At 63.5% G+C, this 24,021-nt stretch carries 23 protein-coding genes; 5 read left to right on the top strand and 18 right to left on the bottom strand.

The features are described from left to right. Position 1: 1 nt before the first annotated feature. Entirely contained in the window at positions 2-1,198 is a 1,197-nt protein-coding gene (locus tag LB516_RS21905; protein ID WP_224720354.1) for an amidase, read from the bottom strand. A 541-nt stretch (positions 1,199-1,739) separates the two neighbouring features. Here LB516_RS21905 and odc2 point away from each other — a divergent pair. Both odc2 and LB516_RS21895 read left to right on the top strand, forming a co-directional pair. After that, the gene (odc2, locus tag LB516_RS21900; protein WP_015315876.1) at positions 1,740-2,873 is read left to right on the top strand and encodes an ornithine/lysine decarboxylase; all 1,134 of its coding nucleotides are present in this window, start codon (positions 1,740-1,742) and stop codon (positions 2,871-2,873) included. Between the two features lie 98 nt (positions 2,874-2,971). Beyond that, a complete protein-coding gene (locus LB516_RS21895) occupies positions 2,972-3,541 on the top strand; it encodes a GNAT family N-acetyltransferase (protein WP_224583333.1) in 570 nt (189 codons plus the stop codon). A 90-nt stretch (positions 3,542-3,631) separates the two neighbouring features. Here the strand turns inward: LB516_RS21895 and LB516_RS21890 are convergent, their stop codons facing one another. The 5 genes from LB516_RS21890 to LB516_RS21870 form a co-directional block, all read right to left on the bottom strand. Beyond that, positions 3,632-3,916, bottom strand: a complete 285-nt coding sequence (locus LB516_RS21890) for an SCP2 sterol-binding domain-containing protein (RefSeq protein WP_140661803.1) — start codon at positions 3,914-3,916, stop codon at positions 3,632-3,634. A gap of 174 nt (positions 3,917-4,090) precedes the next feature. After that, on the bottom strand, positions 4,091-4,612 hold the full coding sequence (locus LB516_RS21885; RefSeq protein WP_140789067.1) for a hypothetical protein: 522 nt from the start codon (positions 4,610-4,612) through the stop codon (positions 4,091-4,093). A 29-nt stretch (positions 4,613-4,641) separates the two neighbouring features. Continuing rightward, positions 4,642-5,067 carry a hypothetical protein gene (locus LB516_RS21880; RefSeq protein WP_015315880.1) on the bottom strand — a complete coding sequence of 142 codons (426 nt, stop codon included), beginning with the start codon at positions 5,065-5,067 and terminating at the stop codon, positions 4,642-4,644. A 13-nt stretch (positions 5,068-5,080) separates the two neighbouring features. Then, positions 5,081-5,653 carry a rod-binding protein gene (locus LB516_RS21875; protein WP_181171161.1) on the bottom strand — a complete coding sequence of 191 codons (573 nt, stop codon included), beginning with the start codon at positions 5,651-5,653 and terminating at the stop codon, positions 5,081-5,083. A gap of 120 nt (positions 5,654-5,773) precedes the next feature. Continuing rightward, positions 5,774-7,753: a BTAD domain-containing putative transcriptional regulator gene (locus LB516_RS21870; protein ID WP_224720353.1), complete on the bottom strand. Its 1,980-nt coding sequence runs from the start codon at positions 7,751-7,753 to the stop codon at positions 5,774-5,776. A 478-nt stretch (positions 7,754-8,231) separates the two neighbouring features. On the opposite strand from LB516_RS21870, the gene LB516_RS21865 reads away from it, so the two are divergent. Further along, complete coding sequence (locus LB516_RS21865) at positions 8,232-9,101, top strand: DUF1194 domain-containing protein (RefSeq protein WP_140619424.1); 870 nt, start codon at positions 8,232-8,234, stop codon at positions 9,099-9,101. A 30-nt stretch (positions 9,102-9,131) separates the two neighbouring features. Here LB516_RS21865 and LB516_RS21860 read toward each other — a convergent pair whose 3' ends face one another. From LB516_RS21860 to flhA, 3 genes are read right to left on the bottom strand one after another with little or no spacing between them, the layout of a single operon-like run. Next, positions 9,132-9,515 carry a hypothetical protein gene (locus LB516_RS21860; protein ID WP_140619426.1) on the bottom strand — a complete coding sequence of 128 codons (384 nt, stop codon included), beginning with the start codon at positions 9,513-9,515 and terminating at the stop codon, positions 9,132-9,134. Between the two features lies 1 nt (position 9,516). After that, positions 9,517-10,269 (bottom strand): flagellar biosynthetic protein FliR, encoded by a 753-nt coding sequence (fliR, locus tag LB516_RS21855; RefSeq protein WP_140619428.1) that lies wholly within the window; start codon positions 10,267-10,269, stop codon positions 9,517-9,519. Then, positions 10,266-12,353 carry a flagellar biosynthesis protein FlhA gene (gene flhA / locus LB516_RS21850; RefSeq protein WP_015315887.1) on the bottom strand — a complete coding sequence of 696 codons (2,088 nt, stop codon included), beginning with the start codon at positions 12,351-12,353 and terminating at the stop codon, positions 10,266-10,268. The genes fliR and flhA overlap by 4 nt, the downstream gene beginning before the upstream one ends. A 115-nt stretch (positions 12,354-12,468) precedes the next feature. Here flhA and LB516_RS21845 point away from each other — a divergent pair, with 115 nt between their 5' ends. Both LB516_RS21845 and LB516_RS21840 read left to right on the top strand, forming a co-directional pair. Next, positions 12,469-12,768: a putative quinol monooxygenase gene (locus LB516_RS21845; protein ID WP_015315888.1), complete on the top strand. Its 300-nt coding sequence runs from the start codon at positions 12,469-12,471 to the stop codon at positions 12,766-12,768. A gap of 234 nt (positions 12,769-13,002) precedes the next feature. Next, complete coding sequence (locus LB516_RS21840; protein ID WP_140661808.1) at positions 13,003-14,784, top strand: chloride channel protein; 1,782 nt, start codon at positions 13,003-13,005, stop codon at positions 14,782-14,784. Between the two features lie 23 nt (positions 14,785-14,807). Here the strand turns inward: LB516_RS21840 and LB516_RS21835 are convergent, their stop codons facing one another. The 9 genes from LB516_RS21835 to LB516_RS21795 all read right to left on the bottom strand — a co-directional run bounded on the left by LB516_RS21835 (position 14,808) and on the right by LB516_RS21795 (position 23,962). Next, positions 14,808-16,451, bottom strand: a complete 1,644-nt coding sequence (locus LB516_RS21835; RefSeq protein ID WP_140619434.1) for an MFS transporter — start codon at positions 16,449-16,451, stop codon at positions 14,808-14,810. A 171-nt stretch (positions 16,452-16,622) separates the two neighbouring features. After that, positions 16,623-18,491, bottom strand: coding sequence for an asparagine synthase (glutamine-hydrolyzing) (asnB, locus tag LB516_RS21830; protein WP_224720352.1), 1,869 nt, complete (start codon positions 18,489-18,491; stop codon positions 16,623-16,625). A 179-nt stretch (positions 18,492-18,670) separates the two neighbouring features. Next, positions 18,671-18,937, bottom strand: coding sequence for a flagellar biosynthesis protein FliQ (fliQ, locus tag LB516_RS21825; protein ID WP_013893193.1), 267 nt, complete (start codon positions 18,935-18,937; stop codon positions 18,671-18,673). A gap of 13 nt (positions 18,938-18,950) precedes the next feature. Further along, complete coding sequence (flgD, locus tag LB516_RS21820; RefSeq protein ID WP_015315891.1) at positions 18,951-19,358, bottom strand: flagellar hook assembly protein FlgD; 408 nt, start codon at positions 19,356-19,358, stop codon at positions 18,951-18,953. After that, the gene (flbT, locus tag LB516_RS21815) at positions 19,358-19,801 is read right to left on the bottom strand and encodes a flagellar biosynthesis repressor FlbT (protein ID WP_015315892.1); all 444 of its coding nucleotides are present in this window, start codon (positions 19,799-19,801) and stop codon (positions 19,358-19,360) included. The genes flgD and flbT overlap by 1 nt, the downstream gene beginning before the upstream one ends. Continuing rightward, positions 19,798-20,145, bottom strand: coding sequence for a flagellar biosynthesis regulator FlaF (gene flaF, locus LB516_RS21810; protein ID WP_015315893.1), 348 nt, complete (start codon positions 20,143-20,145; stop codon positions 19,798-19,800). Before flaF ends, flbT begins: the two co-directional genes overlap by 4 nt. Positions 20,146-20,173: 28 nt before the next feature. Then, a complete protein-coding gene (locus tag LB516_RS21805; protein ID WP_224720351.1) occupies positions 20,174-21,217 on the bottom strand; it encodes a flagellar hook-associated family protein in 1,044 nt (347 codons plus the stop codon). A gap of 3 nt (positions 21,218-21,220) precedes the next feature. Then, positions 21,221-22,675 carry a flagellar hook-associated protein FlgK gene (gene flgK / locus LB516_RS21800; protein WP_015315895.1) on the bottom strand — a complete coding sequence of 485 codons (1,455 nt, stop codon included), beginning with the start codon at positions 22,673-22,675 and terminating at the stop codon, positions 21,221-21,223. A gap of 27 nt (positions 22,676-22,702) precedes the next feature. Continuing rightward, positions 22,703-23,962, bottom strand: coding sequence for a flagellar hook protein FlgE (locus LB516_RS21795; protein ID WP_224720350.1), 1,260 nt, complete (start codon positions 23,960-23,962; stop codon positions 22,703-22,705). Positions 23,963-24,021: the final 59 nt, after the last annotated feature.

The following is a 24,021-nucleotide window of genomic DNA, read 5'->3' as shown; positions in this document are numbered from 1 at the left end:
TTCAGGCTCTTTGTGCTGCGTCGAGAAGTTTTCGGCCGAGCCGTATCAGGGCAATGTCGCTGCCGGAAGGGCCAAGCAGCGACAGGCCGAACGGAGCGCCGGCGACCGAGCCGATCGGCAAGGTGATCTGCGGAAAGCCGGAGAGCCCGGCCAGGCATAGAAGATGGAGCGCGCGTTCGCGGTAGGCCTGGAATTGCTCCGGTGTGCTGTCGACATAGGGTGCCGGACCCGGCACCGTCGGCAGGACAAGGAAGCCGTCCTTGCCAAGCAAGGCGCTGAGTTCGCCGCGAAAGGTCAGCCGGCGCACCTTCTCGGCCTGTGCTGTCCGGTCGTCGACCGCACGGCCAAAGCCGAACCGTTCCTCGACGCCGGGCCCGAGCTCGCGCTCGCCGCTGGTGATCCATTCGCCATGCACTGTCCAGGCCTCCTTGGCCTGCAGGCGGCGAAAGCACCAGTAGAGTTCGTCCGGGGACGAGCTGAAGCGCGTCGCTGGCGTCGCCGGCGTGCCGAACACCGTGCCCACCAGCGCCTCCATTCCGGCATATTCGGCGGCCGCCGGCCGGGCGACCATCTCGTCCAGCCAGCCGAGCGCCAGCGGGCGGTCCAGGGAATGCTGGTGCGGATCGCGGCCAAGCAACAGCTTGCCGACAGTCTCATAGGTTTCGATGTCGTCGGCGAACCAGCCGAACGTGTCGAGACTCGGCGCCAGTTGCATGGTGCCGTCGAGGGAAATGCGGCCATGCGTGGTGCGCAGCCCGATCAGCCCGCAGAAACTCGCCGGCGCGCGGATCGAACCCCCGGTGTCTGACCCCGTGGCGATGTCGGCCAACCTGCCCGCCACCGCCGCCGCCGACCCCGACGACGAGCCTCCGGTGACACGGTCGGGAGCCGCGGGGTTCACCGGAAACGGAAAATGCGCGTTCTGGCCGAACAGAGCGAAGGCGAGTTCGTCGGTCTGCGTCTTGCCGATGAAGCGCGCACCGGCGTCGAGAATTGCCTGCACGGCCGGCGCCGTGCGCGAAGCGGCGTGGCCATTGGCGAATTTCTGCAAATTGCCGCAACCGGTGCGGTAGCCGGCAACGTCGTAAATATCCTTGACCGCCAGCCGCAGGCCGGCCAGGGGTCCAAGTTCGGCATGCGCCACCGGCATCTGGCGAAGGTCGAGAAAGGCGTTGAAAGGGCCGTGCGTGCCTGTCATCGTTCGATATCCGTATACGGTTGGCCAACATTGTTCGATGGCAGAAATTTTACAACCTGCGATAAGATTTTTATTGATTGTGAAATGCTTCGCTCTTATATCGCGCTTGCCCAAAGTCGCACGTGCCTGTGGGTGTCCGCCGATCCTCGAATGGTGAGGGAAATCGGTAAGGTAACTGGAGCTAACCCCTCCAGTCGGTTTAGCGGCCAACCGCCAGACCGAGGACACCTTGAAGCAACGACGGTGCGGGCCTTTCTGGTTCTCTGCCGGTTGTCCAAAGACCGGGGTTACTGAAGAGGCACACCTTCATTGCCGGCAGTGCGGAACGGGGTTCTCCCAATCCAAGCCAAGGCAGACAAAGCGAACCGAAGCCGGGCAAGGCTAAGGTTCATCGCCGCGAGACGGCGTTTCATGGTTCCGGGGTCTCCACCGGCTGGTTCCATGGATTTTCCGTCCCGCCTTTGTTTGACCGCGTGTTCGCGAGGCCGACAGCCCGCGCCCGCACCCTTGTGCGCGCCGAAAGGCGCGATGGAGAAACCCGATGGCCACACAGCGCATCCTCGACTTCCTCGCCACCCGACGTCCGTCCGGCCCCTGCCTCGTCGTCGACCTCGACGTCGTGCGCGACAATTTCCGCGCCTTCGAGAAGGCTCTGCCCGATTCCAAGATCTATTATGCGGTGAAAGCAAACCCGGCGCCGGAAATCCTGCGCCTGCTTGCTGCGATGGGCTCGTCCTTCGACACCGCTTCCGTTGCCGAAGTCGAGATGGCGATGGACGCCGGTGCGCCGGCGGACCGCATCTCCTTCGGCAACACCATCAAGAAGGAGCGTGACATCGCACGCGCCTACCAGCTCGGCATCCGGCTGTTCGCGGTCGATTGCGTCGAGGAAGTCGAGAAGATCGCGCGCGCCGCTCCAGGCTCCCGCGTGTTCTGCCGCGTGCTGACCGATGGCGAGGGCGCCGAGTGGCCGCTGTCGCGCAAGTTCGGCTGCGTGCCCGACATGGCCGTCGACGTGCTGCGCCATGCCAGGGGCCTCGGCCTCGACGCCCATGGCGTGTCGTTCCATGTCGGCTCGCAGCAGACCGACCTGACCGCGTGGGACCGTGCTCTGGCCGACGCCAAGAAGGTGTTCGCGACGCTCGCGGAAGAAGGCATCGTGCTCAAGATGGTCAATATGGGCGGCGGCTTCCCGACGCGCTATTTGCGTGACGTGCCGGCGGCCCAGGCCTATGGCCAGGCGATCTTCTCGGCGCTGCGCAAGCACTTCGGCAACGCCATTCCCGAGACGATCATCGAGCCGGGCCGCGGCATGGTCGGCAATGCCGGCGTCATCAAGTCGGAAGTCGTGCTGATCTCGAAGAAGGCCGACAACGACAATGTGCGCTGGGTGTTCCTCGACATCGGCAAGTTCGGCGGTCTGGCCGAGACGATGGACGAGGCGATCCGCTATCCCCTCGTCACCCGCCATGACGGCAGCGAGACCGCGCCTTGCGTGCTCGCCGGCCCGACCTGCGATTCGGCCGACGTGATGTACGAGAAGACGCCCTATCCGCTGCCCTTGTCGCTGACCATCGGCGACGAGGTGCTGATTGAAGGCACCGGCGCCTACACGACCACCTACTCGGCGGTCGCCTTCAACGGCTTCGAGCCTCTCCGATCCTACGTGATCTGACGGCTCATTAGAGCTGTTCAGATCATCCCAGGTGGGCGCCCGTCGCCCACTTGGGCTCGCCTGTGGAACATATCTCCGCTCGTGAAGGGATCGCGGAAATGGAAATGTCAGTCGAATTCGTAGCTCATGCGCCGGCCTTCGCCATGGTCGCCGAAACCACTGCCGACGTGGCGGCGCGCGAAGCCTTGCTCGATCGCGCCATGGGGCCGAAGCGCAAGACCAAATCATCGGAGAAGCTGCGCCGCGGCCGCCGGCCCTCGGAGGGGCTTGCCTTCGTCGCACGCGATGCCTCGGGCGGCGTGGCCGGCACCGTGCGGCTATGGGATGTCACGCTGGGCGAGGGCGGTCCGCCAGCGCTGCTGCTTGGCCCGCTCGCCGTCGACCCATCGCTCAAGAGTGCCGGCATCGGCTCGGCGCTGATGCGGCATGCCATCGCGGAAGCCGCGCGCCTCGGCCACGCTGCGATCCTGCTGGTTGGAGACGAGCCTTACTATGGCCGCTTCGGCTTTTCGGCCGCCAGGACCGGGGCGCTCGCCATGCCGGGGCCTTACGAACGGCACCGTCTGCTGGCCTTGGAACTGGTGGAGGGCGTGCTTGACGGCGCCAGGGGCACGCTGAAGGCGTCCGGCCGCAAGCTCAAGGCACAGGCGCCGACCTTGGCCGCATGAGGCCTTAAGCGCGACTGCCCTTCAAACGAAACGCCGCCTGAAAAGGCGGCGTTTCGTTTACCTCGAAATCGCTTCTGGCGGCCGCGCCTGTCAACCGATCAACTGGCTCAGCGCCATGGCGACGGTCATGTCGCCTTCGACCTTTATCTTGCCGGTCATGAACGCCATGGTCGGGTTCAGGTCGCCCGCGATCAGCGAATCCAGATCGTCGAGCGACAGCTTGATGGTGCAGTCGGCGGGAGCGTCCGTGGTCGAGACGGCCGCGCCGTCGATGACGATGACGCCGTCGCTGCCGGTGTCGAACTTCACGGAACGGTCGAAGCCGCTGCTGGCCACGCGCGACTTGATCTTCTCGGCTATATCCTGAACGCTCACGCTGTTCTCCCTGTCTGGTTGCATCTGTCACGCTACGCACTTCGGTCCAGCCGAAGTTCATGCGGCATCACTGGCGATCATGATCGCTGCCGCATATAGCTTCGGATTGACGTTTACGTCAACGCGAATTGCAGGGATTGGCCGCTCTAGAGCCACCGGCACCGGGCCGATGGCTTAGTGCGCGCTGACCGGCTTGGGAGTTTCGGTCGCCGGGGTGCTGGCATCCTGCCGCCGGCGCAGCCAGTTGTCGCGGATCTCATCCTTGCTCAGGAAATTGACCTGGTCGATCAGGACCTCATGGACCAGGGTTGCGCCGACCCGGGTGTTGATCGTGTCGCGGATCGCGGCGCGAAAGGCATCGAGGTCGAGCGTCGCCTTCTTGGTGAAGTCGATCTGGGGGTTGGCGTAGAGATAGGTGTAGACCTGATCGGTGATGAGCGCCTCGGCCGGGATCGACAGCTTCTTTATCTGCTCCGGCTCGACGGTGTAGACGAGCTTGGCCAGAAAATAGCCGTCGATCTTGGAGTCGTGGATCAGCGGCACCGAAATGATGTCGGTCTTGACGTAGTCCAGCCCGCCCAGCATCGGCTTGGGTTTCTCACCGACGCCCTGTTCACCGGCGGCCTGGAACGAATAGAACACCGCGCCGAGCGTGGCGGCGCAGATCCAGACCGCTATGGCGATGACCTTGATCATTCTGAACCCGAGCCCGGCATTGCCGCGCTCTAACCTTTCATCCTGCCGAACTCGCCGGCGGAGTAGGTGCCGTCGGTCTCGGCGCGCTGGATGGCACTGCGCAGCAGGCTGGCGACCTCGTTGACGGCGCTCAGATGCGCCAGGATAGCGGCTTCGTTCTTCGCCAGCTTCTGGCGCAGCCGGGTCAGGCCCTCGCGGTGCTGCTCGAGGAATTCGGCTTCGCTGCCGCCCTTCATGGCCCGGGTCAGCTCGTAGAGATAGCGGCTCTTGCGGGCGTTCGACGCCTTGAGGTCATAGCTTGTATCGCTGCGGATGCCGGCGGTCTCTTCCTCGACCACCTCCTCGATGCGGCCGATGATGGCGGCAAGGTTTCCAGGCCGCGCGAAAGGAGTCGGTGCATCCGACGCGGTGGTGCGCGCGGGCAGCTTGGCGGTGAATTCCGAAGAGTCGGCCATGTGTTTCCCAGTCCTAGATCTTGATGTCTGTTTTTTTGGTTGTCTCGTCGCCGGTCATCGACTTGGCGGCTTTGCGCTGCAGCTCCTGGACGAGCGACGTGGACAGACGGGTCTGCTGATCGATCTGGGTTTTTTCCGGCCCATTCGAGACCGGGCCGATCGGAACCTTGCGCTTGCCGTCCATGTAGTGGTCGGCGAGCAGCGACTTGGCGATGCCGATGCCGCCGCGGTCAGCCATGACGTCGGCGACACGCTCGGCGAGCTGCGATTTCCACATGTCGCCTGCGAGACCCGTGCCATAGACGCCCTCGGTGTCCTTGGGCAGCATGTTCTGGATGAAGGTCTGCAGGACCATCGCCTCGAACTTCTTGAACTTCTTGGCCGGGTCGGCTGTCGCGGCGGCCTTGTCCGCCGTCGCGCGCGACAAGATCGAGCCGGCATCGACCGAAGCCGCGGTGTCGACCGAAAACGTGCCGGCGACGCTGCCGGCGCGCTTGGTCAGCGCGGCGCGGGCGGCCTCGATATCCATCGGATCGGCAGCTCGGGCGACATCCATCACGATGTCGCTGGGTGGAGAAATCGCCAAGAAGGTCCGCCTTTTGCCGGGTTTCCTTAGCCAGGACCATGCCTCAACAAGCTTGTGGCAGGCTTGCGGAGGCGGGCTTGATCTGGTTTCGCCGGGTCCAAGCCGTCTAGCCACCTTCCGTCAGGAAGCAGGAAGGCCAGCTCTCGACAGCATTTCGAGGAATCTCGCGTGATGATGATCCTTCACATAGCGAGGCACAAAGCCGGGGCAGACATTGCCCAGGTTGAGATGAGGAAGTTGTGACAGGCAATGGTGTATGGCCCTAGAGGCTTCTTCGTTGTTTCCGGTCGCCGACGCGGACGCGGCCCAGTAAAGGGCGCCGCGAACAAATCCCGGCTTTGTCCTGACCACCCTGCGGGCGACTTCGAGCGCCCGCCGATCGTCGCCGCCCGCAAACAGTGCGACAACCAAGCCATGATGACGCCAGAAATCGATGACGTCATGCGTTCCGAGCCGGATTGCCTCGTTCGCCTCACGCACTGCTTCGTTTACCTCTCCGCGCAATGCCAACAGCATCGAAATGTCGCCGTGGCCGGTCGGATAGCTTGGATTGAGACTGATCGCGTGCTGGCATTCGGCGATCGCTTCGTCGATGCGGCCACAGCTTTCGAGCGCGAATGACAGGATGCAGCGGGCGATTTCGTCGTCAGGCACCGCCCGTACCGCCGCCGCCGCAAGCTCGACCGCCCGCTCGATCTGGCCCGGCTCCCTGGGTAACGAGCCGAACGCCACGCCCATTGAAATTATAATCGAGAGCGTCCGCTTCGCACGCGCGTTGTCGACGCCTATGGAGACAGCTTTCTCGGCAAGTTCTAGCCCGATCAGAAGCGAGTCCCGGGTCATCTCAAAATACTTCATCAAAGCTTCGTTCACCAACCTGCGCACTTCGGGGGGACCAGGCGGACTCTTGTCGCGGACTTTCCAGTTGGTCAGTTGAAGGTCGAGGATCACGGCCAAGACAACAGACTGTGCGATCCTGTCCTGGAATTCGAGCGCATTCTCGGACTGCCCGTCGAACTTCTGGGCCCAGACGTTGTGGCCGCCAGCGGCATCGACAAGCTGGATGTTCACCCTCAGCCCATTGCCCGATCTCTGGACGCTGCCGCTAAGCACGTATCGCGCACGGAGCGTTCCCGGGATCTTGGTTCCTTCGGCACCACTTTTCTCCGCAGGCGGCTGTGCGGAGAGCACGACATAATCGGCCACCTCGGAAAGAGCCGTGGTGATGTCCTGCATGAGCCCCTTGGAGAAAAAGTCGTCGCCTTGCTTTCCGGTCAGATTGATGAAGTCGGCAACGCTGATCGATGGGCGCCCGTGGCGCTGGTTGGCTGGAACAGTATTTGCCGACTGTGTATTCGACGCCGTATCGGTAGACAGCATGGATTGCCAAAGCGCTCGCGTTTCCGGGCCGACCTCGACCCCGAATTCTTTCTTCAACATGCTTCTGCAAACTTCGTATGTCCTGATCGCCCTGTCGCGTTGACCCGACGCAAGCAGTAATTCCATCTTGAGCCGATAGGCCTCTTCCCGCGTCGGTTCCATGACGAGAACGCGATCGACCAGTATGATTCCGGTTTCCGTGTCAACGAGACGGGCCAATTTTTCGAAAGCTTCAAGTGCGCGGCTCAGCAATCTGTCGCGTTCGGATGTGACCCAGCCATCGAACCCATCGCTTCCCAGATAAAACCCGTCGAGGAACGGCCCGTTGTAGTTCGCCAGAGCCTTTTCGAGTTCCGGCACAGAACGGGCCGTGAGGCCTGCTTCGAACTCGTCCACGTCAACCCGAACCGCGTCTGGCGTGAGGCCAATCGATTCCCCGCGGGAATGGATAAGATTCACGCCTGCCCGCGATAAATCCCGACGCAGAATACTGAGGGTTTGCCTCAGACTGTTGCGGGAGTGTTCGCTATCGCTGTCACTCCAGAATAGATCAGCCAGCCTCTCCCGTGTCGCTGCCATGCCTGGAGACCGGGACAGATAAGCGATGATCGCAGGCCCTCGTTTTCCTGTCAGCCGGAGCGAATCCGCCATGGCATTTTCGATCCTGAAACCACCGAAGAGTGAGATTCTATTTGTCTCGTCCTTATCTTCATTTTGCATTTGCTCTCCCCGCCTGACGAAATTCTAACTCAAAACTAACGCTTCGCAAACAGTAGCGGCCCACCCTCAAGCGCTGCCGTGATGCAGGATTGTCTAGGTCCGGCGAGTTAGGGGGCCGAGTCATCAAGAACTTGGCTTGAGGGGTGCCGGGTGTCTGAGATCAGAGCCAATTTGCTGCTGCTGTTGGCGGCCGCTATATGGGGCCTCGCCTGGCCCGATCCCTTCCGTAGTGCAGTGCTCGCCAGCCGGTTGCCGGCAATGCTAGCGACAACCGTAGCCCTCGGGGGGACCTTCCCGCGGGTCTGGTTGGGCGAGTCCTTCGCGGCGCTCGCCATGCAACTGAGTTTGCTGGGCTGTTACCTTCTATGGACCAAGGCGGATCTGCTGCTGCTCGGCGCGCGGAGCAAGGTTCTTCGCGAGACTTCCACATGTTGAAAAGTAACTGTTTGAGAATGCCCGTCTTGAGGTGGAGAATGACATGTTGGGTAGTATGCATCGGGGCGTAGGTGCCCTGTCCGTAGCGGCCTCTTTTCGCGAGCAGGCGTGCGCGATATGCAGGGGTACCCTGATATCGGGGACAGAGCGGTCAGCCGAAGGGCCAGCAAAGCGTGCCGGCCTATTTTTGGCGCTGGTAGGGACACTTGGAGCTTCGGTGGTTTGGGCGCCGCAGGCCTGGGCGGCCAACGTCGATGTTGCCGTAGTATTCGCTGTCGATTTCTCATCCTCGGTCGATCCAAAGGTCGCCGATCTACAGCGCGAAGGTCATGCTGCGGCACTTACTTCTCCAGAGATCATCGCCGCCATCGCGCGCAATTACGTCGGCTGCATCAGCGTTGCCTACTTTGAGTGGTCAAGTCCCGGACACTCACGCGTCGTGCTGCCGTGGACAAACATCTGCGGGCTGGAAGACGCCAGAGCGGCCGCATCGGTGATCAGCAAGAAAGGAGATACCGGCTTCGCCCGTCGGGGGCGGAGCGGAACGTCCGTATCGTCGGCTATTGATGTCGGTGCCCTTCTGCTCGACCAGTTTCCGGGAACGGCAGCAAAGAAAGTAATCGACATCTCAGCCAACGGCGAGAATAATGATGGGCTTCCTGTCCAGCCGAGCAGGCTAAACGCCGTTGCCAAGGGGTATACAATCAACGCGATTGCCATTCCAACGCAGGATGAGGATCCCGATCAACCGTTGGCATCCTATTTTGCCAAATCGGTCATTGGCGGCTCCCAAGCCTTCGTTATAACGCCGAAGGGACCGAGTGACTATGTGATGGCCCTTCGCCGCAAGCTGGTTACGGAAGTAAGCATGGACGTTAGCCGGCAGGCGGATGGACTCTCTACGCAACATTGATGAGTTCGGGCAACGTTCCGGCTCCGCCAATTACTCCTGTCCCCGCTTCTGCGCGATCAGGTCCAGCCGCTCGCGGTCTGATCTCTCGCGCTCGTCGCGGTTGCGCAGGTCCCTGTAGGCGCGCTCGACCATGTTCGTGCGGGCGGTTGCCGCGGCGATGAGGGCGGCTTCTTGTCTCGCGCCTTCCAGGCTCTCCTCCTGGCGCACGACGGCCTGGGCGATGCGGCGATGATAGAGATCGGGGAACAGGCTAGAGAGGGAATTGTCCTGGTCGAAATGGCCGATCAATTCGCGGGCCTCGGTCTCGGCGGCGCTTGCCGCGGCGACGAAGGTGGCGTGGCGGGTTTCGTGCAGGGCTTTCAGCTGTCCCTGCACCTTGACCAGTTTCCTCAGACGATCCTTGCGCGTGCTCATGTCACCTCGCCAGCGTGAGGTCGACGAAGCCGTCGACGAACAGCGACAGCATGGTGCCGGCGGCGAAATAGAAGATCAGCATGCCGCCGGCCATGACGAAGGGCTGCGAGATGAAATAAATCGGGATCTGCGGCGTCAGCTTGTTGACGAAGCCGATCGTCAGATTGACGAGAATGGCATAGGCGACGAACGGGCTGCCGAGGCGGATGACCAGGAAGAAAGTGTCCGACACGGTGTCGGTGATGTCGACCAGCGCCGCCTGCGGGTTGAAGAAGACGTTGACCGGCGCGACCGTGTAGGACGCCACGAGGGCGCGGACGATCTCGTGATCGAAGTCGAAGACGAACAGCATCAGCAGCGCCGAGAACGAAATGATGGCGGCAAGGGCTGCCTGCGGCTCCGGTTCCTCGATCGCCGGTCCGCCGGAACCGCCATAGCCGATCAGCATGGCGATGGCCGAGCCCATGAAGCGAAGCGCCTCCATGTAGAGCCTGGTCATGGCGCCGATCAGCCCGCCGACCAGCAACTCCGAGATGATCATCGGCACCAGGATCTGCGGACGCGGATCAACGAAGGGAAAGATCTTGTCCCACAGGAAGGCAAGCAGGCCGCCGGTGGCGGCGATCGCGACGAACAGCCTGACCTGGACCGGGACGCGGGCGCTGGACAGGCCAGGCATCAGCATGAAACAGGCGCCGATGCGGCAGAAGGCGAGGAACGCCGCGATGACGACGGCCTGCGAGAGAACGCTCACGATATGGTCCCGAGCACCCTGATCTCGACGCCCTTGGCGATTTCGACATGGGAGAGCACCGGCAGCGTGGTGAACAGGCGCTCGATGATCATGCGCACATAGGGGCGGGCGTCGGGCGCGGTGACGAGGACAAAACGCTCGCCGGCTTCGAGGTGTTTCTTGATCGCCTTGGTGGCGTCCTGGCCGAATTCCTCCAACTGGCGCGGATCGATGTCGAATTCGCGCACCTCGCCCTTGGCGTCGCGCTTGAGGCTCTGGTGGAAGGCAAGGTCCCAGCGGTTGCCGAGGCGCAGCACCTTGAGCACGCCGCCTTCGGAGAGGTCGCCGCAGATCTGCTGGGCCATGCGGATGCGCACATGTTCGACGATCTGCTCGGTGCGGCGCACATGCGGCGCGATCTCGGCGATGGCCTCGATGATGAGATGCAGGTTGCGGATCGAGACGCGTTCGGCAAGCAGCAGCTTGAGCACCGCCTGCAGGCCGGGATAGGAGATGTGGGTGGTGCAGATCTCGTCGGCGAGCTTGCGGTATTCCTGGTCCTGGCGTTCGAGTAGCGCCTTCATGTCCTTGTAGGACAGGAGCTGCGGCAGGTTGTTGCGGATGACTTCCGAGAGATGGGTGAGCAGCACCGACATGTTGTCGGCGAAGGTGAAGTTCTCGCGCTTCAGATCCTCGGCGAAGGTTTCCATGACGGAGTAGGCGCGCATGCCGAAGGCGGGCTCACGAATCTCCTCGCCTGGGATTTCGGGTATGTCGCGGTTGCCGAGCAGCACCATGATCTCGCCGACGCGCATCGAATATTCGGCGACCACGGTGCCGTGCACCTTGATCTGATAGCTTTTCGGTGGGATGGCGAAGTCGTCGGCGACACGGACTTCCGGCACGACGAAGCCGTATTGCTGGGCGAATTTCTTGCGCATCTTGGACATGCGGAAGACCAGTTCCTGGTGCGAGACCAGGAGCCGGGTCGAAAGCTGCTTGCCGATCAGCAGTTCGATCTCGGCGGTGGCGAGCGAGGCCTTGACCGAGTTCTTCTCTTCCTCGGCCTTGCTCGCTTTTTCCTGGCTCTTCAGCGCCTCGGCCTCGGCGACGGCCCGGTTGTGGCGCATTGGAATGACATAGCCGAGGCCGGCCATGCCGGCGGCGAGCGCGAAGAACGGGAACAGTGGCAGGCCGGGCATCAGGCCGAGCAACACCAGCAGTGCGGCCGCCACGTAGAGCGCGCGCGGATGGGCGCCGAGCTGGCCGAACACGGCCTGGTTGGTCGAGCCGCGCGTGCCGCCCTTGGAGACCAGCAGGCCGGCGGCGAGCGAGACGATGAGCGCCGGGATCTGAGTGACGAGACCGTCGCCGACCGACAGCTTGATGAACACGTCGGCGGCCTCGCCCATGCCCATGCCGTGCCTGATGTAGCCGATGGCGATGCCGCCGACGATGTTGATGGCGGTGATGATGAGGCCGGCGATGGCGTCGCCGCGGACGAATTTCGAGGCGCCGTCCATCGAACCGAAGAAGGAGGATTCCTCTTCCAGTTCGCGGCGGCGCAGTTGCGCGGTCTTGTCGTCGATCATGCCGGCGGAGAGGTCGGCGTCGATCGACATCTGCTTGCCGGGGATGGCGTCGAGGGTGAAGCGCGCACCGACCTCGGCGATACGGGTGGCGCCCTTGGTGATGACGATGAAGTTCACCACGATCAGGATCATGAAGACGATCAGGCCGATGACGAAATCGCTGGCCATCACCAGCTTGGAGAAGCCGGCGATGACATAGCCGGCGGCGTGCGTGCCCTCATTGCCGTGCGACAGGATCATGCGCGTGGTGGCGATGTTGAGCGACAGGCGCAGCATGGTGGCAATGAGCAGCACGGTCGGGAAGGACGAGAAATCGAGCGGCCGCTGGATCCACAGCGCCACCATCAGGATCAGCACCGAAAGCGCGATCGAGAAGGCAAGCCCGATGTCGATGAGAAAGGCCGGGATCGGCAGGAACAGCACGGCCAGGATGACGACGATGCCGAGCGCGAAGAAGACGTCGCGGCCGTTCTTGGCCACCGCGCCGGGCTGGATGCTTTCGCTGATCGCCATTCTCGTCCTCGAAACCCTGGGCTGCCGAGCATGCGACAGCCCGGCGAGGGTAGCTGGCCAAGCTTGCGCGAGGGTGGGAGAGTGACGGAATCGACTCTCTCGCGAAGGACACCTCATGCTGCTGATCATCGGTACGATCCGCCTGCCGCCCGACAGGCTCGACGAGGCAAGGCCGGTGATGGAGCGCATGGTTCGCGCCAGCCGCGCCGAGGACGGCTGCCTTGAATATTCCTATGCGCAGGATGTGCTTGATCCCGGTTTGATCCGGATCACCGAGGTGTGGCGCGCCAGACCGGCCCTGGATGCGCATTTCCGCTCGCCGCATCTTGCCGACTGGCGCGCGAGCTGGCCGGGGCTCGGCATCGGCGAGCGCAATCTCGTGCTCTACGAGGCCGGCGAAGCCATGCCGACCTGAGCGGTCCGGCGCCCGGATCCTTGCCGCGCTCCGGCTCGGTGTACGCATTGTGCTGAAAGGGCACGGTTAGTTCGCAACTGGCGGGCGGCCCCGTCGGCCCAAAGCGGGAAAGGCCGGATCGGGCGGTTTCGCGGCCATAATGGCGCCTTTGATGTCGGCATTGTGGTTGTCACGACGTGCCGCCCGGCGTATCAGGCGGGTCTTCCTTTGCCTTGATATCGGCGAGCCGCCCCGGTGCTTTCCAGAAACCAACCCCAAGTCTACGCCCGCCGGCTGCGCGCGGTTCTTTTGAGGTCAGTCCCTCTGCTGGAGGCGCGCGGTATCGCCGTCGTCATGCTGGCGGGCGTTATCGGCGTCATGGCTGGCATACTGGTCACCGCGATGAGCCAGATCGTACAGGACCTGCACGGGCTGCTGTTCGGCGTCCAGCCCGGCGGGCGCCTGTCTGGCATGTTCTCGCTCGCCAATCCGATACAGGCGCTGATCCCGGCGATCGGCGGTATCCTGCTCGGGATATCGGTGGTCTGGCTGAGGCTCCGGAAATTCCGCACGCCGGTCGATCCGATCGAGGCCAACGCGCTCTATGGCGGGCGCATGTCTCTGACCGATACCTTCATCATCGTCGTGCAGACGATGATTTCCAGCGGCTTCGGCGCTTCGGTCGGTCTGGAGGCGGGCTACACGCAGGTCGGCTCAGGCGTCGCCTCACGGCTGGCGCGCGCTTTCCGGTTGCGCCGCAACGACGTCCGCATCCTGGTTGGCTGTGGTGCCGCCGGCGCCATATCGGCCGCCTTCGACGCGCCGCTGACGGGCGCCTTCTACGGTTTCGAACTGGTCATCGGCATCTACTCGGTCGCCAATGTCGCCCCTGTCATGACGGCCGCGATCTCGGCGTCGCTGACGGCGGAAGTGTTCGGCGGCGTGCCCTTTCCGCTCGAGCTTTCAGGGTTGCCGCAACTCACCGCCAGCCAATATGTGCCTTTCCTGTTGCTCGGCCTGCTTGGCGGTGCTGCCTCGATCGCCATCATGCAACTCGTGACGTTGATCGAGCGTGGGTTCAACCGCCTGTCGGTCGACGCCTCGCTGCGCCCCGTCATCGGTGGTGTGCTGGTCGGCCTCCTCGGCCTGATCACGCCGCAGGTCCTGTCCAGCGGCCACGGCGCGCTGCATCGCGAGTTCGCCATGAATTACGGGCTGGCGGTGGTGGCCAGCGTCTTCGTGCTGAAGCTGGCGGCGTCGGCGATCTCACTGGGTTCGGGCTTTCGCGGCGGATTGTTCTTCGCCTCGCTGTTCCTTGGTGCGCTACTAGGCAAGTCGTTCGCCGGTGTCATGGCGCTCGTGTCGCCGGCGACCGGTATCGACCCCTCCGTCGCCGCCGTTGTCGGCATGACGTCGCTTGCCGTCGGCGTCGTCGGCGGGCCCCTGACCATGACCTTCCTGGCGCTGGAATCGACCCGCGACCTGACGCTCACCGGCGTGGTGCTGGCCGCCTCGATCATGGCGGCGATCCTGGTGCGCGAGACCTTCGGTTATTCGTTCTCGACCTGGCGCTTCCACCTGCGCGGCGAGACGATCCGCAGCGCCCACGATGTCGGCTGGATGCGCAGCCTGACCGTCGGCTCGATGATGCGCGAGGACATCAAGACCGTCGATGCGTCGACGACGCTGGCCGCCTTCCGCAAGGAATTCCCGCTGGGTTCGGCCCAGCGCGTGATCGCGGTCGACCCGGGGGATGAGTATGTCGGCGTGCTGATCGTGGCCGAACTGCATAGCGATCCCTCCGGGGGCGAGGTGCCGGTGCGCGACCTTGCCCAGTACAAGGATGCCGTCCTGGTGCCCAGCATGAACGTGCAGGCCGCCGCCGAGACCTTCCAGCGCGCCGGCGCCGAGGAACTGGCCGTGGTCGAGGACTTCGCCGACCACATCGTGCTCGGGCTGCTTACCGAGGGCCATTTGATGCGGCGCTATGCCGAGGAGCTGGAAAAGGCGCGGCGGGACCTGTCGGGCGAGGGGTGAGGCGCCGCGAACCTTCGAATTCGTCAGTGCTCGATCGGCCCCTTGGCCATCACCAACGCGGTGCCGGCGGTCGTCGGGCGCTCGATGACGCGGCGCACGCGCGGCGGCTCGTTGCCCGAGTGCAGCGCCCGCAAGCGTTCGCCGACCATGGCGTCGGCTTGGGTGATGCGACCGTTATGCCTGACATATTCGAGCCAGGTCGGCGTGTGGTAATGCTCGATCCAGATCGCCGGATTTTCGAGATCGCGCGCCAGTGTCCAGTTGCGGGCGCCGTCGCGGCGGCGGATGCGGCCGCGCTCGGCCATGGTGGCGAGGAATTCCGCCTCGTCCTCGTGCCGGATGATGTATTCGATCATAATGGCGATCGGACCGCTGCGCGGCTTCAGGTCGAGTGCCAGGTGCGGCTCCTTGAAGCGGTTGAGCGGGTCGAGGTTGAGCACCTGCTGTTGCGGCAGCGGCAGCACGAGGCCGATGGCGCCGCCGGCCAGCATGGCGATGGCCGCGGCGATCAGCGCCGTCTCGGCGCCATGCGCGTCGGCGACGACACCCCAGATCCAGCTGCCCAGTGCTATGCCGCCGAAGGTTGCGGTCTGGTAGACCGACAGAACCCGGCCGACCACCCAGCGCGGTGTCGCCATCTGCACGGTGACGTTGAAATGCGAGAGCGCGATCACCCAGCAGGCACCGCCGACCAGCAGGCCGAGCGAGGTCTGCCAGGCATGCTGGCTGACGGCGGCGTTGAAGGCGCAGGCCGCAAAGCCGGCGAATGCACAGCGCACCATCGTCTCGCTGGAGAGCAGCTGCCGCAGCCGCACGCTGATCAGCGCCCCGCCGACGGCGCCGATGCCGAAGGCGCCCAGCATGATGCCGTAGGTCAGCGCATCGCCCTTGACGACGTCGCGCGCCACCAGCGGCAGCAGCGCCAGCACCGCGCCGGCGCTGAAGCCAAAGGCGGCGCCCCTGACCAGCACCTTGCCGATATTGGGCGACATGGCGACGTAGCGCAGGCCGGCGCCCATGGCGGCCCCCAATGACTCGCGCGGCAAGGTCGAGGCCGGCAGATCCGGCTTCCAGCGTGCGAGCACGACGATAAGCCCGACATAGCTCACCGCGTTCGCCGCGAAGGCCGCGGCCGCGCCGGCGGCCGCGACGATGATGCCACCGATTGCCGGGCCGACGCTGCGTGTCAGGTTGAAGCCCATGGAATTCAGCGCCACGGCGGCAGGCACCTTGTTGCGAGGAACGATGTCGCCGACGGAGGCCTGCCATGACGGGCTGTTGAGTGCCGTGCCGCTGTCGATCAGGAAGGTAAAGGCCAGCAGCGTCCACGGCGTGATCAGGTCCAAATAGGTGAACGCGGTCAAAAGCACCGAAACGACCAGCATGAAAGTCTGGGCGACCAGCATCACCTTGCGGCGGTCGAAGCTGTCGGCGATGGCGCCGGCGACAAGCGCGAACAGCATGATTGGCAAGGTGGTCGAGGCCTGGACCAGGGCGACCTGGTAGGGCGAGGTGGCGATGGTGGTCATCATCCAGGCGGCGCCGACGCCCTGGATCAAGCCGCCGAAATTCGAGACGAGGCTCGCGCCCCATACGGCCCGGAAGATGCCATGCCGGAACGGCGCCAGCGCCGAGACGCTTTCGCTATCCGGCTTCTCGTCAATCATGGATGGGTTCCTGCCACGGCGCGCTGATCCTTGCGGGAATCCGTTTCCCCGCATGATTTGCCGAAACTATGGCATCGCGGCGCAAAGGGCGAATGCCTTGCAGGGAAGATCATGGTCCAACAAGGGGATAGCGAAGGGCCACGCCGCCCCTTTGGCATCCAGCCTGCCGTTTCAGCACGCCTCGCCCACGGCCGCATGCAACGCTTCGCTTAGTTGGCCGGCGGACTGGCCGCCGGCATGGAGACGAAGGAAAAGCTCCATTCCCACCAGCCGAAGCCTTGACGGCTGGTCGCGCCTGGCCAGGTCGACCAGATCCGCGACCGAAGATGCCGGCCACTTCATCGCATCGCGCAGAAGGCCACCATTCAACAGGGTCTCGGTGCCGGTGGTAAAGTTCGCGGATACCTGGAAGCCGTTCTTCCTGGCCTTTACATTCTGAACCGGAATGTGTTTTTCCGCTACTTTCTTCAAAAGCCACTTTCCCTGCTTCTGGCGGTATTTGTGCCGCCGAGGCAGATGGATCGCGAAGTCGATCAGCCGGTTCTCGAGGAATGGCACCCTGAGTTCTACAGAGGCCGCCATGCTGAGGCGGTCATGCCGGTTCAGCAGATCCTGCAGATGCGAATACATGTCGTGAAGGCAGCATCCCAGGAAGGCACGGTCGCCAAGCGGCGTCACTGGCTCCAGCCGGTCGAAGATCCTTGCCTGAAGGAAATTCAATTCCGGCGAAAGTGCCCTGAGCACGGCGTTGCGATCCCAGCCATGGGCAAAGCCGATCGCGGTCCGGAAGGGGGCATGGCGCTGGCGCTCGAATCTGCGAGCGAGCTTGTGCCTGGACCGAAACAGCCGACCCGGCCAGGACCATGGCCGCCACAATTTCAGGCTGGCTTCCTGCCAGTCGTAGCCGCCAAAGAGTTCGTCGGCGCCTTCGCCGGTCAGCAGCACCTTGACGCCATCGGCCCGGCATTGCTCGGCCAGCGCGAGCAGGCAGACGTGGCTTGCATGCCAACCGTCGCTTTCCAGATGCCAGATGGTCTTCGGCCACAGGTCGAGGAACCGGTCCTTGTCGATAGGCACCCTGTTCAGTGGCACATGAGCGTGGCTGGCGGTACGCTGCGCGTCATCCGCCTCGCTGTGGCCAATGCGGGGGTCGACCACATAGGCCGCTATCTCCGGCCTGAAGCGTTTGGCCAGCGTGGTGACGAGGCCGGAATCGACGCCGCCGCTGCAGGCAGCGGCCAGGCTGGTGTCGGCGATGCAATGGAGCCCGACACTGTCTTCGATCAGCGCCTCCAGCGTTGCCATGTGCTCCGCGTCGGTGGCGGTATCGCCAACGATGCGGGCGGCATCGAGCACGTCGAGGACATGCCAGAAACAGCGCTTCTCGACGCCCGCATCGCTGATCTTCCATAGAGCTGCCGGCGGCAGCCGCTCTATGCCCTGAAACAGGCTGGAACAGGAATCACGGCTTTGCCAAGCGAGGCGCAACGTCATCTCGCGCGCATCGATGGTCCGGGCGACGCCATCGCAGGCCAGGATCGCCTTATCCTCGGAGGCGAACAGGATCCGCTCACCCGTCTCGGCCACCGACATAGGCTTTATGCCGAGACGGTCGCGCGCGAGCCACAGGGCGTCGGCACGGGCGTCGAAATAGGCGATGGCGAACATGCCGTCGAACATCGGGATGGCTTGGTCCGGCCCCCAATGGTGCAGCGCTTCGAGAACCACTTCGGTATCAGAGGCTGTCCGGAACCGTTTGCCTTCAGCCCGCAGCGTGTCCCGCAGCGAGCGATAGTTGTAGACCTCGCCATTGTAGACCAGCACGCCCTGGCCACAGGCGGTGAGCATCGGCTCGCGTGCCTGCGCCGACAGATCGATGATTGAGAGCCGGCGGTGACCGAACGCCAGGCGGCTGTCGTTCCAACTGGCATGATCGTCTGGCCCACGATGGACCAGCGCCTGCATCATGCGGGCGACGTCGGCAATGTCACCTCCGGCGATCGGATCGCGTTTGCGCCAAACGCCGGCTATGCCGCACATGGCGTGCCGGGCTGGTTCAAGGGTGTGCGAGACGTCATCGAGACAATACCGTCATGTCAGGCCGACAATTTGCCGGATCATGGAACGGCACTCTAGCCGCAGCGCCATCGCCTGCAAGCCGTGCTCCATCTGGCGCAAGTCTGGATGGAAGTCCGTCGAGCACCCTTGCTGGAAATCGCTCAGAAACCGTTCTGGATGCGCTCGAAGATGACATTGGTGAAGGCCGATATCTGGCCGCCGATGAAGGGACCCGTAAGCGCCACCACCAGCATGATGGCGACGATCTTGGGAACGAAGGTCAAGGTGATTTCCTGGACCTGCGTCAACGCCTGGATCAAGGCAATGCCAATGCCGACCGCCATGGCGACCAGCACCACCGGAGCGGATGCGGTCAGCACCGTCCACACCGCATACTGGACGATGTCGAGTGCGTCGGCCTCATTCATGTCGGCGGTTGGCCTAGCTCGCCGGCTTGATCGACACGCCCGCGCCGACAGGGACCGTGGTGCCATCCTGCAACACCGCGATCAGTCCGTTGCTGCCAAGCGTAACCGACGCCACCGTGCCCGTTGTCTTGCCATCGGCCGAGGTGATGTTGCGGCCTATGAGAGCGTCGGCCTGCGACAGCGCCGAGGACTGCATGATCTGGTCGAGCTTGGTGTTGGTCTGCACCGATTGCTCGACCTGGGAGAAGGTGGCGAGCTGGGCGACATACGCCGTCGAATCCATCGGTTTGGTCGGATCCTGGTTCTTCATCTCCGCGATCAGAAGCTTCAGGAAGGACTGATAGTCGACCGCCGTCTTCGAGGTCGGCGTGGTGGTCTGGTTGGCGCCAACCGGCACCGTCGTCGTCATGTCCACGGTCATCAGTATCGTGCTCCCACGGCCAGCGGGCGCGCGGCGCCCGGAACATCGTCATTGCCGCCAAGCGCGCGGCGTTCGAGAGGATAAAGCGAACGGATCGCCTTCAAGGCCTCGTAGATGTGATCCTCGCCGACCATGCGGTCGACCTGTTTCAGCGCGCTGCCGATCTCGGCGTCTTCGAAACTTGCAATGAGCAGTGGCAGCGAGCGGCGGAACATCTCGCGCGCTTCGTCGGCACCAGCGGGGTTTATCAGCATGACCTGCACGATGAAATAGAGCTGCCGCAATGGCGTCGACGCATCGTCTGCTTGGATCACATGGCTCTCGAGCAGGAACTGCACGTCGTTCATCAGCTCGATGGTGACCTTGCGGTCGACGCGGATGACCGCGCCATTGATGTAGATCTTCTCATTGGGCTTCAGCGATAACTTCAACGTGTTGGTCATTGAATGCCGTCGCGGATGATCTGGGATACTTCGATCAGCCCCTCGAAATTGTCGGTGCGGCCCTGGCGGATGTCCTCGGCCTCCCGCAGCAGCCACAGGCCGATGGAGATCAGGTTGGCGCGCAACTCCTTGGGGAGTGCATTGTCGCTGGAACCGAGATCCTCGACGAAGGTTGTCCAGACGCGATTGGTGAAATGCAGCGCCTCGACCGCCTCCATCGAATGCTGGCCTGCCGCGGCGGCGGCCGACAGCATGTCGATCGAGCGGGTCAGGAGGTCCCGCTCGCGGTCCTTGGCGTCCGCGACGGAGGTGCTCTGAACGTCGGCGTAGGAGAATTGGTACATCGGTGGCTCTACCGTTCCGCTGGAGGTGTCAGGTCAGGTAATTCAACAGGCTGAGCTGCTGCAGGCGCGCCGTCAGGGCGAAAGACGTCTCGATATGCTGCGTCAGATTGGCGACGCGGGTCGCCGCTTCCGCCGGATCGACTGCCTCGAGATCCAGAATGTGGCGTTCGAACAGGTCGATCTGCGTCTTCATGCGGTCGCTGGCATCGGAGACGCGCTTCTGCACGATGCCGGTCTGGGATTGGACCTGCGCGATGCCGCTCAGCGCCTCGCCGACCAATTTCTGCGAGTGGTCGATGATGGTGTCCTTCGCCGCCTGGCTGATGTTGGTGGACATCAGGCTGGAGACCAAGGCCGCCGCCATGGCGAGCTTCCTGATGCCGTCGCTGTTGGCCCCGGTCGAGGTCTCGGTGGTTTCGTTGAGCGCGATGCGGCTGACGATCTGCTGGTCGGTCGCATTCGACATGTTGGTCTGCCAGCCCGCGCCGAGGAACTGGGGCGTGACATTGTTGGTGATGAAATCGTCCATCTGGGCCGCGGTGATGTTGGCCGCGGCCGGGTCACTGGGCGGGAAGCCGAACTTGGCGACGAAGGAGGCGTCAAAGGCAGCCTTGGCGGGAGAGCCGGCGGCGGTGAAATCGTTGATCGGCTTGACGTCGGTGTTGGTGCCAGCGAACAGATATTCGCCGTTGACGCTGGTGTTGAGGATCGACGTAAGCTGCTGGATCGTTGTCTGGCCGGTCGATTGGGTCAGGCTGTCGGAGTTGTCGCCCGACGACGCGGTGGTCAGGCTGGACAGGAAAGTCTGCGCGACGCTGGAGAGCTGGCCGAGCGAGGTCTGGGTGGATGAGAGCCGGGCGGCCACCAGTCCGTTGGAATCGACAACGACGTTGAGCCGGTCGAGGTCGCGCGAAAAGGTGACGGACTGGGCGGTACGCCCACCAAGTGCCAGACCGACATCGGCGACCTTGCCGGTCGAGGACTCTTTCGTGGCTTTGACGAGATCGGCCTGCATGCGCATCTGCTGATAGCGCATGGCATTCGTAAGGGCAGCAGAGGAGACAAAGGTCATGGCTTATCCCACCGCGCTCAACAGCGCCGTCATCATGTCGTCGATGGTCTTCATCATCCGGGCGGATGCCTGATAGGTGTGCTCGAGATCGAGCATCAGCGACATTTCCTGATCGACATTGACGCCCGTTGCGTTGGACAAGGCATCGGCACTGCGCTGTGCCAGGGCTTCCTTGGCGTCGGCGGCGGTCGAGGCCTGCTGACGAACGCCCTGCAACCAGCCGATCGAATTGGCGGCGTAGTCGGCAACGCTGGAGGTTGCCGAAATCCCGGCCAAGGGATCGAACGTCATCGGCTTGTCGAGCTGGTCGCCATAGGCGACCAGAAGGTTGGAGTATGAAGCCCCGCCAGTGGTGTTGGCGACGTAGGCGACGCCATTGGCCCCCCCATCGCGCAGCAATGTCGGGTTGCCGCCGGTGCTGGGATCCATCGCGGCATTGATCTTGATCGTTCCAGCAAGGCCGTCGACGAGCGTGCCCGCGGCTGGCACCGCCGGTGCGCCCGACCAGGTGAACAGGCCCGCCGCATTGGGCATCGACGGTGCCGTTTCGGCAAAGGCGGTGATCAGGCCGCGCGCGGTTTCGTCGAGCTGGCTCTGCATGGTCGAGGCAACGCCGTCGCGCAATTGCAGCAGGCCGGCAATGGTGCCGCTGGCGGTGGTGTTGCCGCCGCTGCCCGCCGAGACCGGTACGTTGTCGATATAGACCGTGTTGCCGGCCGCACCCGCGGCATAGCCCGAAGACGGAGCGAAGCTGACGGTGCGTGGGATCGTCTCGAACAATGTCGTGCCGTCACCCGTGGTGATGACCATGTCGTTGTCGCCACGCGTGAAGGTCGACACCGGAATGTAATTGGCGATCTTCTTCAACAATGCGTCGCGTTGGTCGAGCGCATCGGAAACGTCGGTGCCTGAACGGGTTCCGGACATGACCGCGGTGTTAGCATCCTGGAACTGGTTGAGCAGCGAGTTGAGATCCTTGACGGCGGTATCGATCTGGCCGTCGGTTTGGGTACGAAAATCCTGAATGGCCTTGGAGCCTTCATTGAGGGACCGCACCACCTGTTTGGCCGCGTCGATGACGCTCGAGCCAAGATTCTGGTTGGACGGCGAGGTGGCGTACAGCTGCAGCGCCTGCTGCAGATTGCCGATCGCTGTCGAAGGCGAGGAGGCGTTGTCGACGCCATTCACCGAGACGTCGAGCTGATCCATGCCGTTGTAGAGCGCGCTCTGGCCGGCATAGGCGGACAGAGCGCCGAGGTTCTGGCGAAACAGCAGGTCGTTGGCCGCACGCTGGACATCAACCGAACGCGCGCCGGGCGTCGTGCTGGTGACCAGCGCGATGCGGCGCGAATAGTTCGGATTGTCGGCGTCTGCCACGTTGCGCGTGACGACGCTTGTCTGCCGCGAGGTGGCCAGAAGCGCCGATTGGGCGATGCTCAGTGCGGAGGAAAGCGACATGCTGGTCTTTCACGGGCGAAGCCCGGTTTATCTCTTCAGGTTGACAAGGACGTCCATCAGGTCGGAACCGGTCTGGAAGACTTTGGAATTGGCGGTGTAGCTGCGCTGGGCCGCGATCATGTCGGTCAATTCCTCCGCGATGTCGACGTTGGAATTTTCGAGCGCGCCCGAGATGATAGAACCGGCCTTGCCTTCGTTGGCAAAGCCGACACGGATCGCACCGGAGTCGGTGCCTTGCGCGTAGACATTGCCAGGCAGCGCCTTGAGCTGGTCAGGGCTCTGCACGTCGGCCAGCGGAATTTTGTAGAGCGGCTTGGAGGTGCCATCCTTGTACTGGGCGTAGATGGTGCCGTCCTTGCTGATCTGCACCTTGTCGATGGTGCTCGGCGCGTTGCCGTTCACCTGGGCGTCGGTGACGGTGAAGCCGGTGCCGAGCTGGGTCAGCTTCGACAGGTCGAGGGCAAGGCTGGCGCCGCCCGGTACGGTGAATGAAACGCCGGTCGGGGTGCCGGTGAGCTTGCCGGTGGTGGTATCGAAGGTCAGGTTGGCCGTGCCCAGGGCGCCGCCGGCAGCGTAGGGGAAGCCAGTTCCGGCCGTCGCCTTCGACTGGTCGAAGACCGCCACCTCCCAGGTGCCTGCGCCGGTGTTGGTGAAATAGACGTCGAGCAACTTCTTGTTGCCGAGATTGTCATAGGCGACCATCGACGATTTCGAAGTATACTGCGCTCCCGCCGAGTTCGTGCTGGGCAGGTTGCCGGCAGGGACCGGTGTCGCACCTGCCGGCAGATTGCCGCTGAAATTGCCTTGGGTGCTCGGCGTCGCGGTCAGTCCCTGGTCGGAGATGACAACCGGCTCGAGACCTTCGAAGCCGTTCACCGTGGCCGCCGGCGTGCCATTGGCGTAGCTGTAGGCCATCAATTGGAAACCGGCGGCATTGACCAGCCGGCCCTGTGCGTCGGGGACGAAGGCGCCGGCGCGGGTCAGGAAAGGCGTGCCGCTTGGATCCTGGACGACGAAGAAACCATCGCCGCTGACGGCAAGGTCGGAGACCGAGGTCGTGTATTGAAGCACGCCCGGATCGCTGACCGCCTGGCGGATCGTGGTGGTGACGCCACCGGAATTATAGGCGCCACCGGTCGACGGCATGATCAATGTCGAAAATTCGGCCGAGGACCGCTTGTAGCCGGTGGTATCGGAGTTGGCGATGTTGTCGGCTGTCGTCGACAGGCGGTTCGCCTGGGCGTTCATGCCCGAAACGCCGGTCCGCATCATTCCGTAGAGGCTCATCGAGATGTCTCCGCAATATCCATGCCACTGGCTTCGAGGCTACGCGTCCTGTCTTGCGC

Origin of the sequence: Mesorhizobium sp. CO1-1-7 (assembly GCF_020164885.1) — a bacterium.
GTDB lineage: Bacteria > Pseudomonadota > Alphaproteobacteria > Rhizobiales > Rhizobiaceae > Mesorhizobium > Mesorhizobium australicum.
The sequence above is the reverse complement of the archived record's forward strand: the minus strand, read 5'-3'. Positions and strand labels throughout refer to the sequence as shown.

Excerpts from the sequence above, each read along its gene's own strand:
- LB516_RS21905 (WP_224720354.1), bottom strand. The coding sequence starts at position 1,198 with ATGACAGGCACGCACGGCCCTTTCAACGCCTTTCTCGACCTTCGCCAG.
- odc2 (WP_015315876.1), top strand. The coding sequence starts at position 1,740 with ATGGCCACACAGCGCATCCTCGACTTCCTCGCCACCCGACGTCCGTCC.
- LB516_RS21895 (WP_224583333.1), top strand. The coding sequence starts at position 2,972 with ATGGAAATGTCAGTCGAATTCGTAGCTCATGCGCCGGCCTTCGCCATG.
- LB516_RS21885 (WP_140789067.1), bottom strand. The coding sequence starts at position 4,612 with ATGATCAAGGTCATCGCCATAGCGGTCTGGATCTGCGCCGCCACGCTC.
- LB516_RS21880 (WP_015315880.1), bottom strand. The coding sequence starts at position 5,067 with ATGGCCGACTCTTCGGAATTCACCGCCAAGCTGCCCGCGCGCACCACC.
- LB516_RS21870 (WP_224720353.1), bottom strand. The coding sequence starts at position 7,753 with ATGCAAAATGAAGATAAGGACGAGACAAATAGAATCTCACTCTTCGGT.
- LB516_RS21865 (WP_140619424.1), top strand. The coding sequence starts at position 8,232 with ATGTTGGGTAGTATGCATCGGGGCGTAGGTGCCCTGTCCGTAGCGGCC.
- LB516_RS21860 (WP_140619426.1), bottom strand. The coding sequence starts at position 9,515 with ATGAGCACGCGCAAGGATCGTCTGAGGAAACTGGTCAAGGTGCAGGGA.
- flhA (WP_015315887.1), bottom strand. The coding sequence starts at position 12,353 with ATGGCGATCAGCGAAAGCATCCAGCCCGGCGCGGTGGCCAAGAACGGC.
- LB516_RS21845 (WP_015315888.1), top strand. The coding sequence starts at position 12,469 with ATGCTGCTGATCATCGGTACGATCCGCCTGCCGCCCGACAGGCTCGAC.
- LB516_RS21835 (WP_140619434.1), bottom strand. The coding sequence starts at position 16,451 with ATGATTGACGAGAAGCCGGATAGCGAAAGCGTCTCGGCGCTGGCGCCG.
- asnB (WP_224720352.1), bottom strand. The coding sequence starts at position 18,491 with ATGTGCGGCATAGCCGGCGTTTGGCGCAAACGCGATCCGATCGCCGGA.
- fliQ (WP_013893193.1), bottom strand. The coding sequence starts at position 18,937 with ATGAATGAGGCCGACGCACTCGACATCGTCCAGTATGCGGTGTGGACG.
- flgD (WP_015315891.1), bottom strand. The coding sequence starts at position 19,358 with ATGACCGTGGACATGACGACGACGGTGCCGGTTGGCGCCAACCAGACC.
- flbT (WP_015315892.1), bottom strand. The coding sequence starts at position 19,801 with ATGACCAACACGTTGAAGTTATCGCTGAAGCCCAATGAGAAGATCTAC.
- flaF (WP_015315893.1), bottom strand. The coding sequence starts at position 20,145 with ATGTACCAATTCTCCTACGCCGACGTTCAGAGCACCTCCGTCGCGGAC.
- LB516_RS21805 (WP_224720351.1), bottom strand. The coding sequence starts at position 21,217 with ATGACCTTTGTCTCCTCTGCTGCCCTTACGAATGCCATGCGCTATCAG.
- flgK (WP_015315895.1), bottom strand. The coding sequence starts at position 22,675 with ATGTCGCTTTCCTCCGCACTGAGCATCGCCCAATCGGCGCTTCTGGCC.
- LB516_RS21795 (WP_224720350.1), bottom strand. The coding sequence starts at position 23,962 with ATGAGCCTCTACGGAATGATGCGGACCGGCGTTTCGGGCATGAACGCC.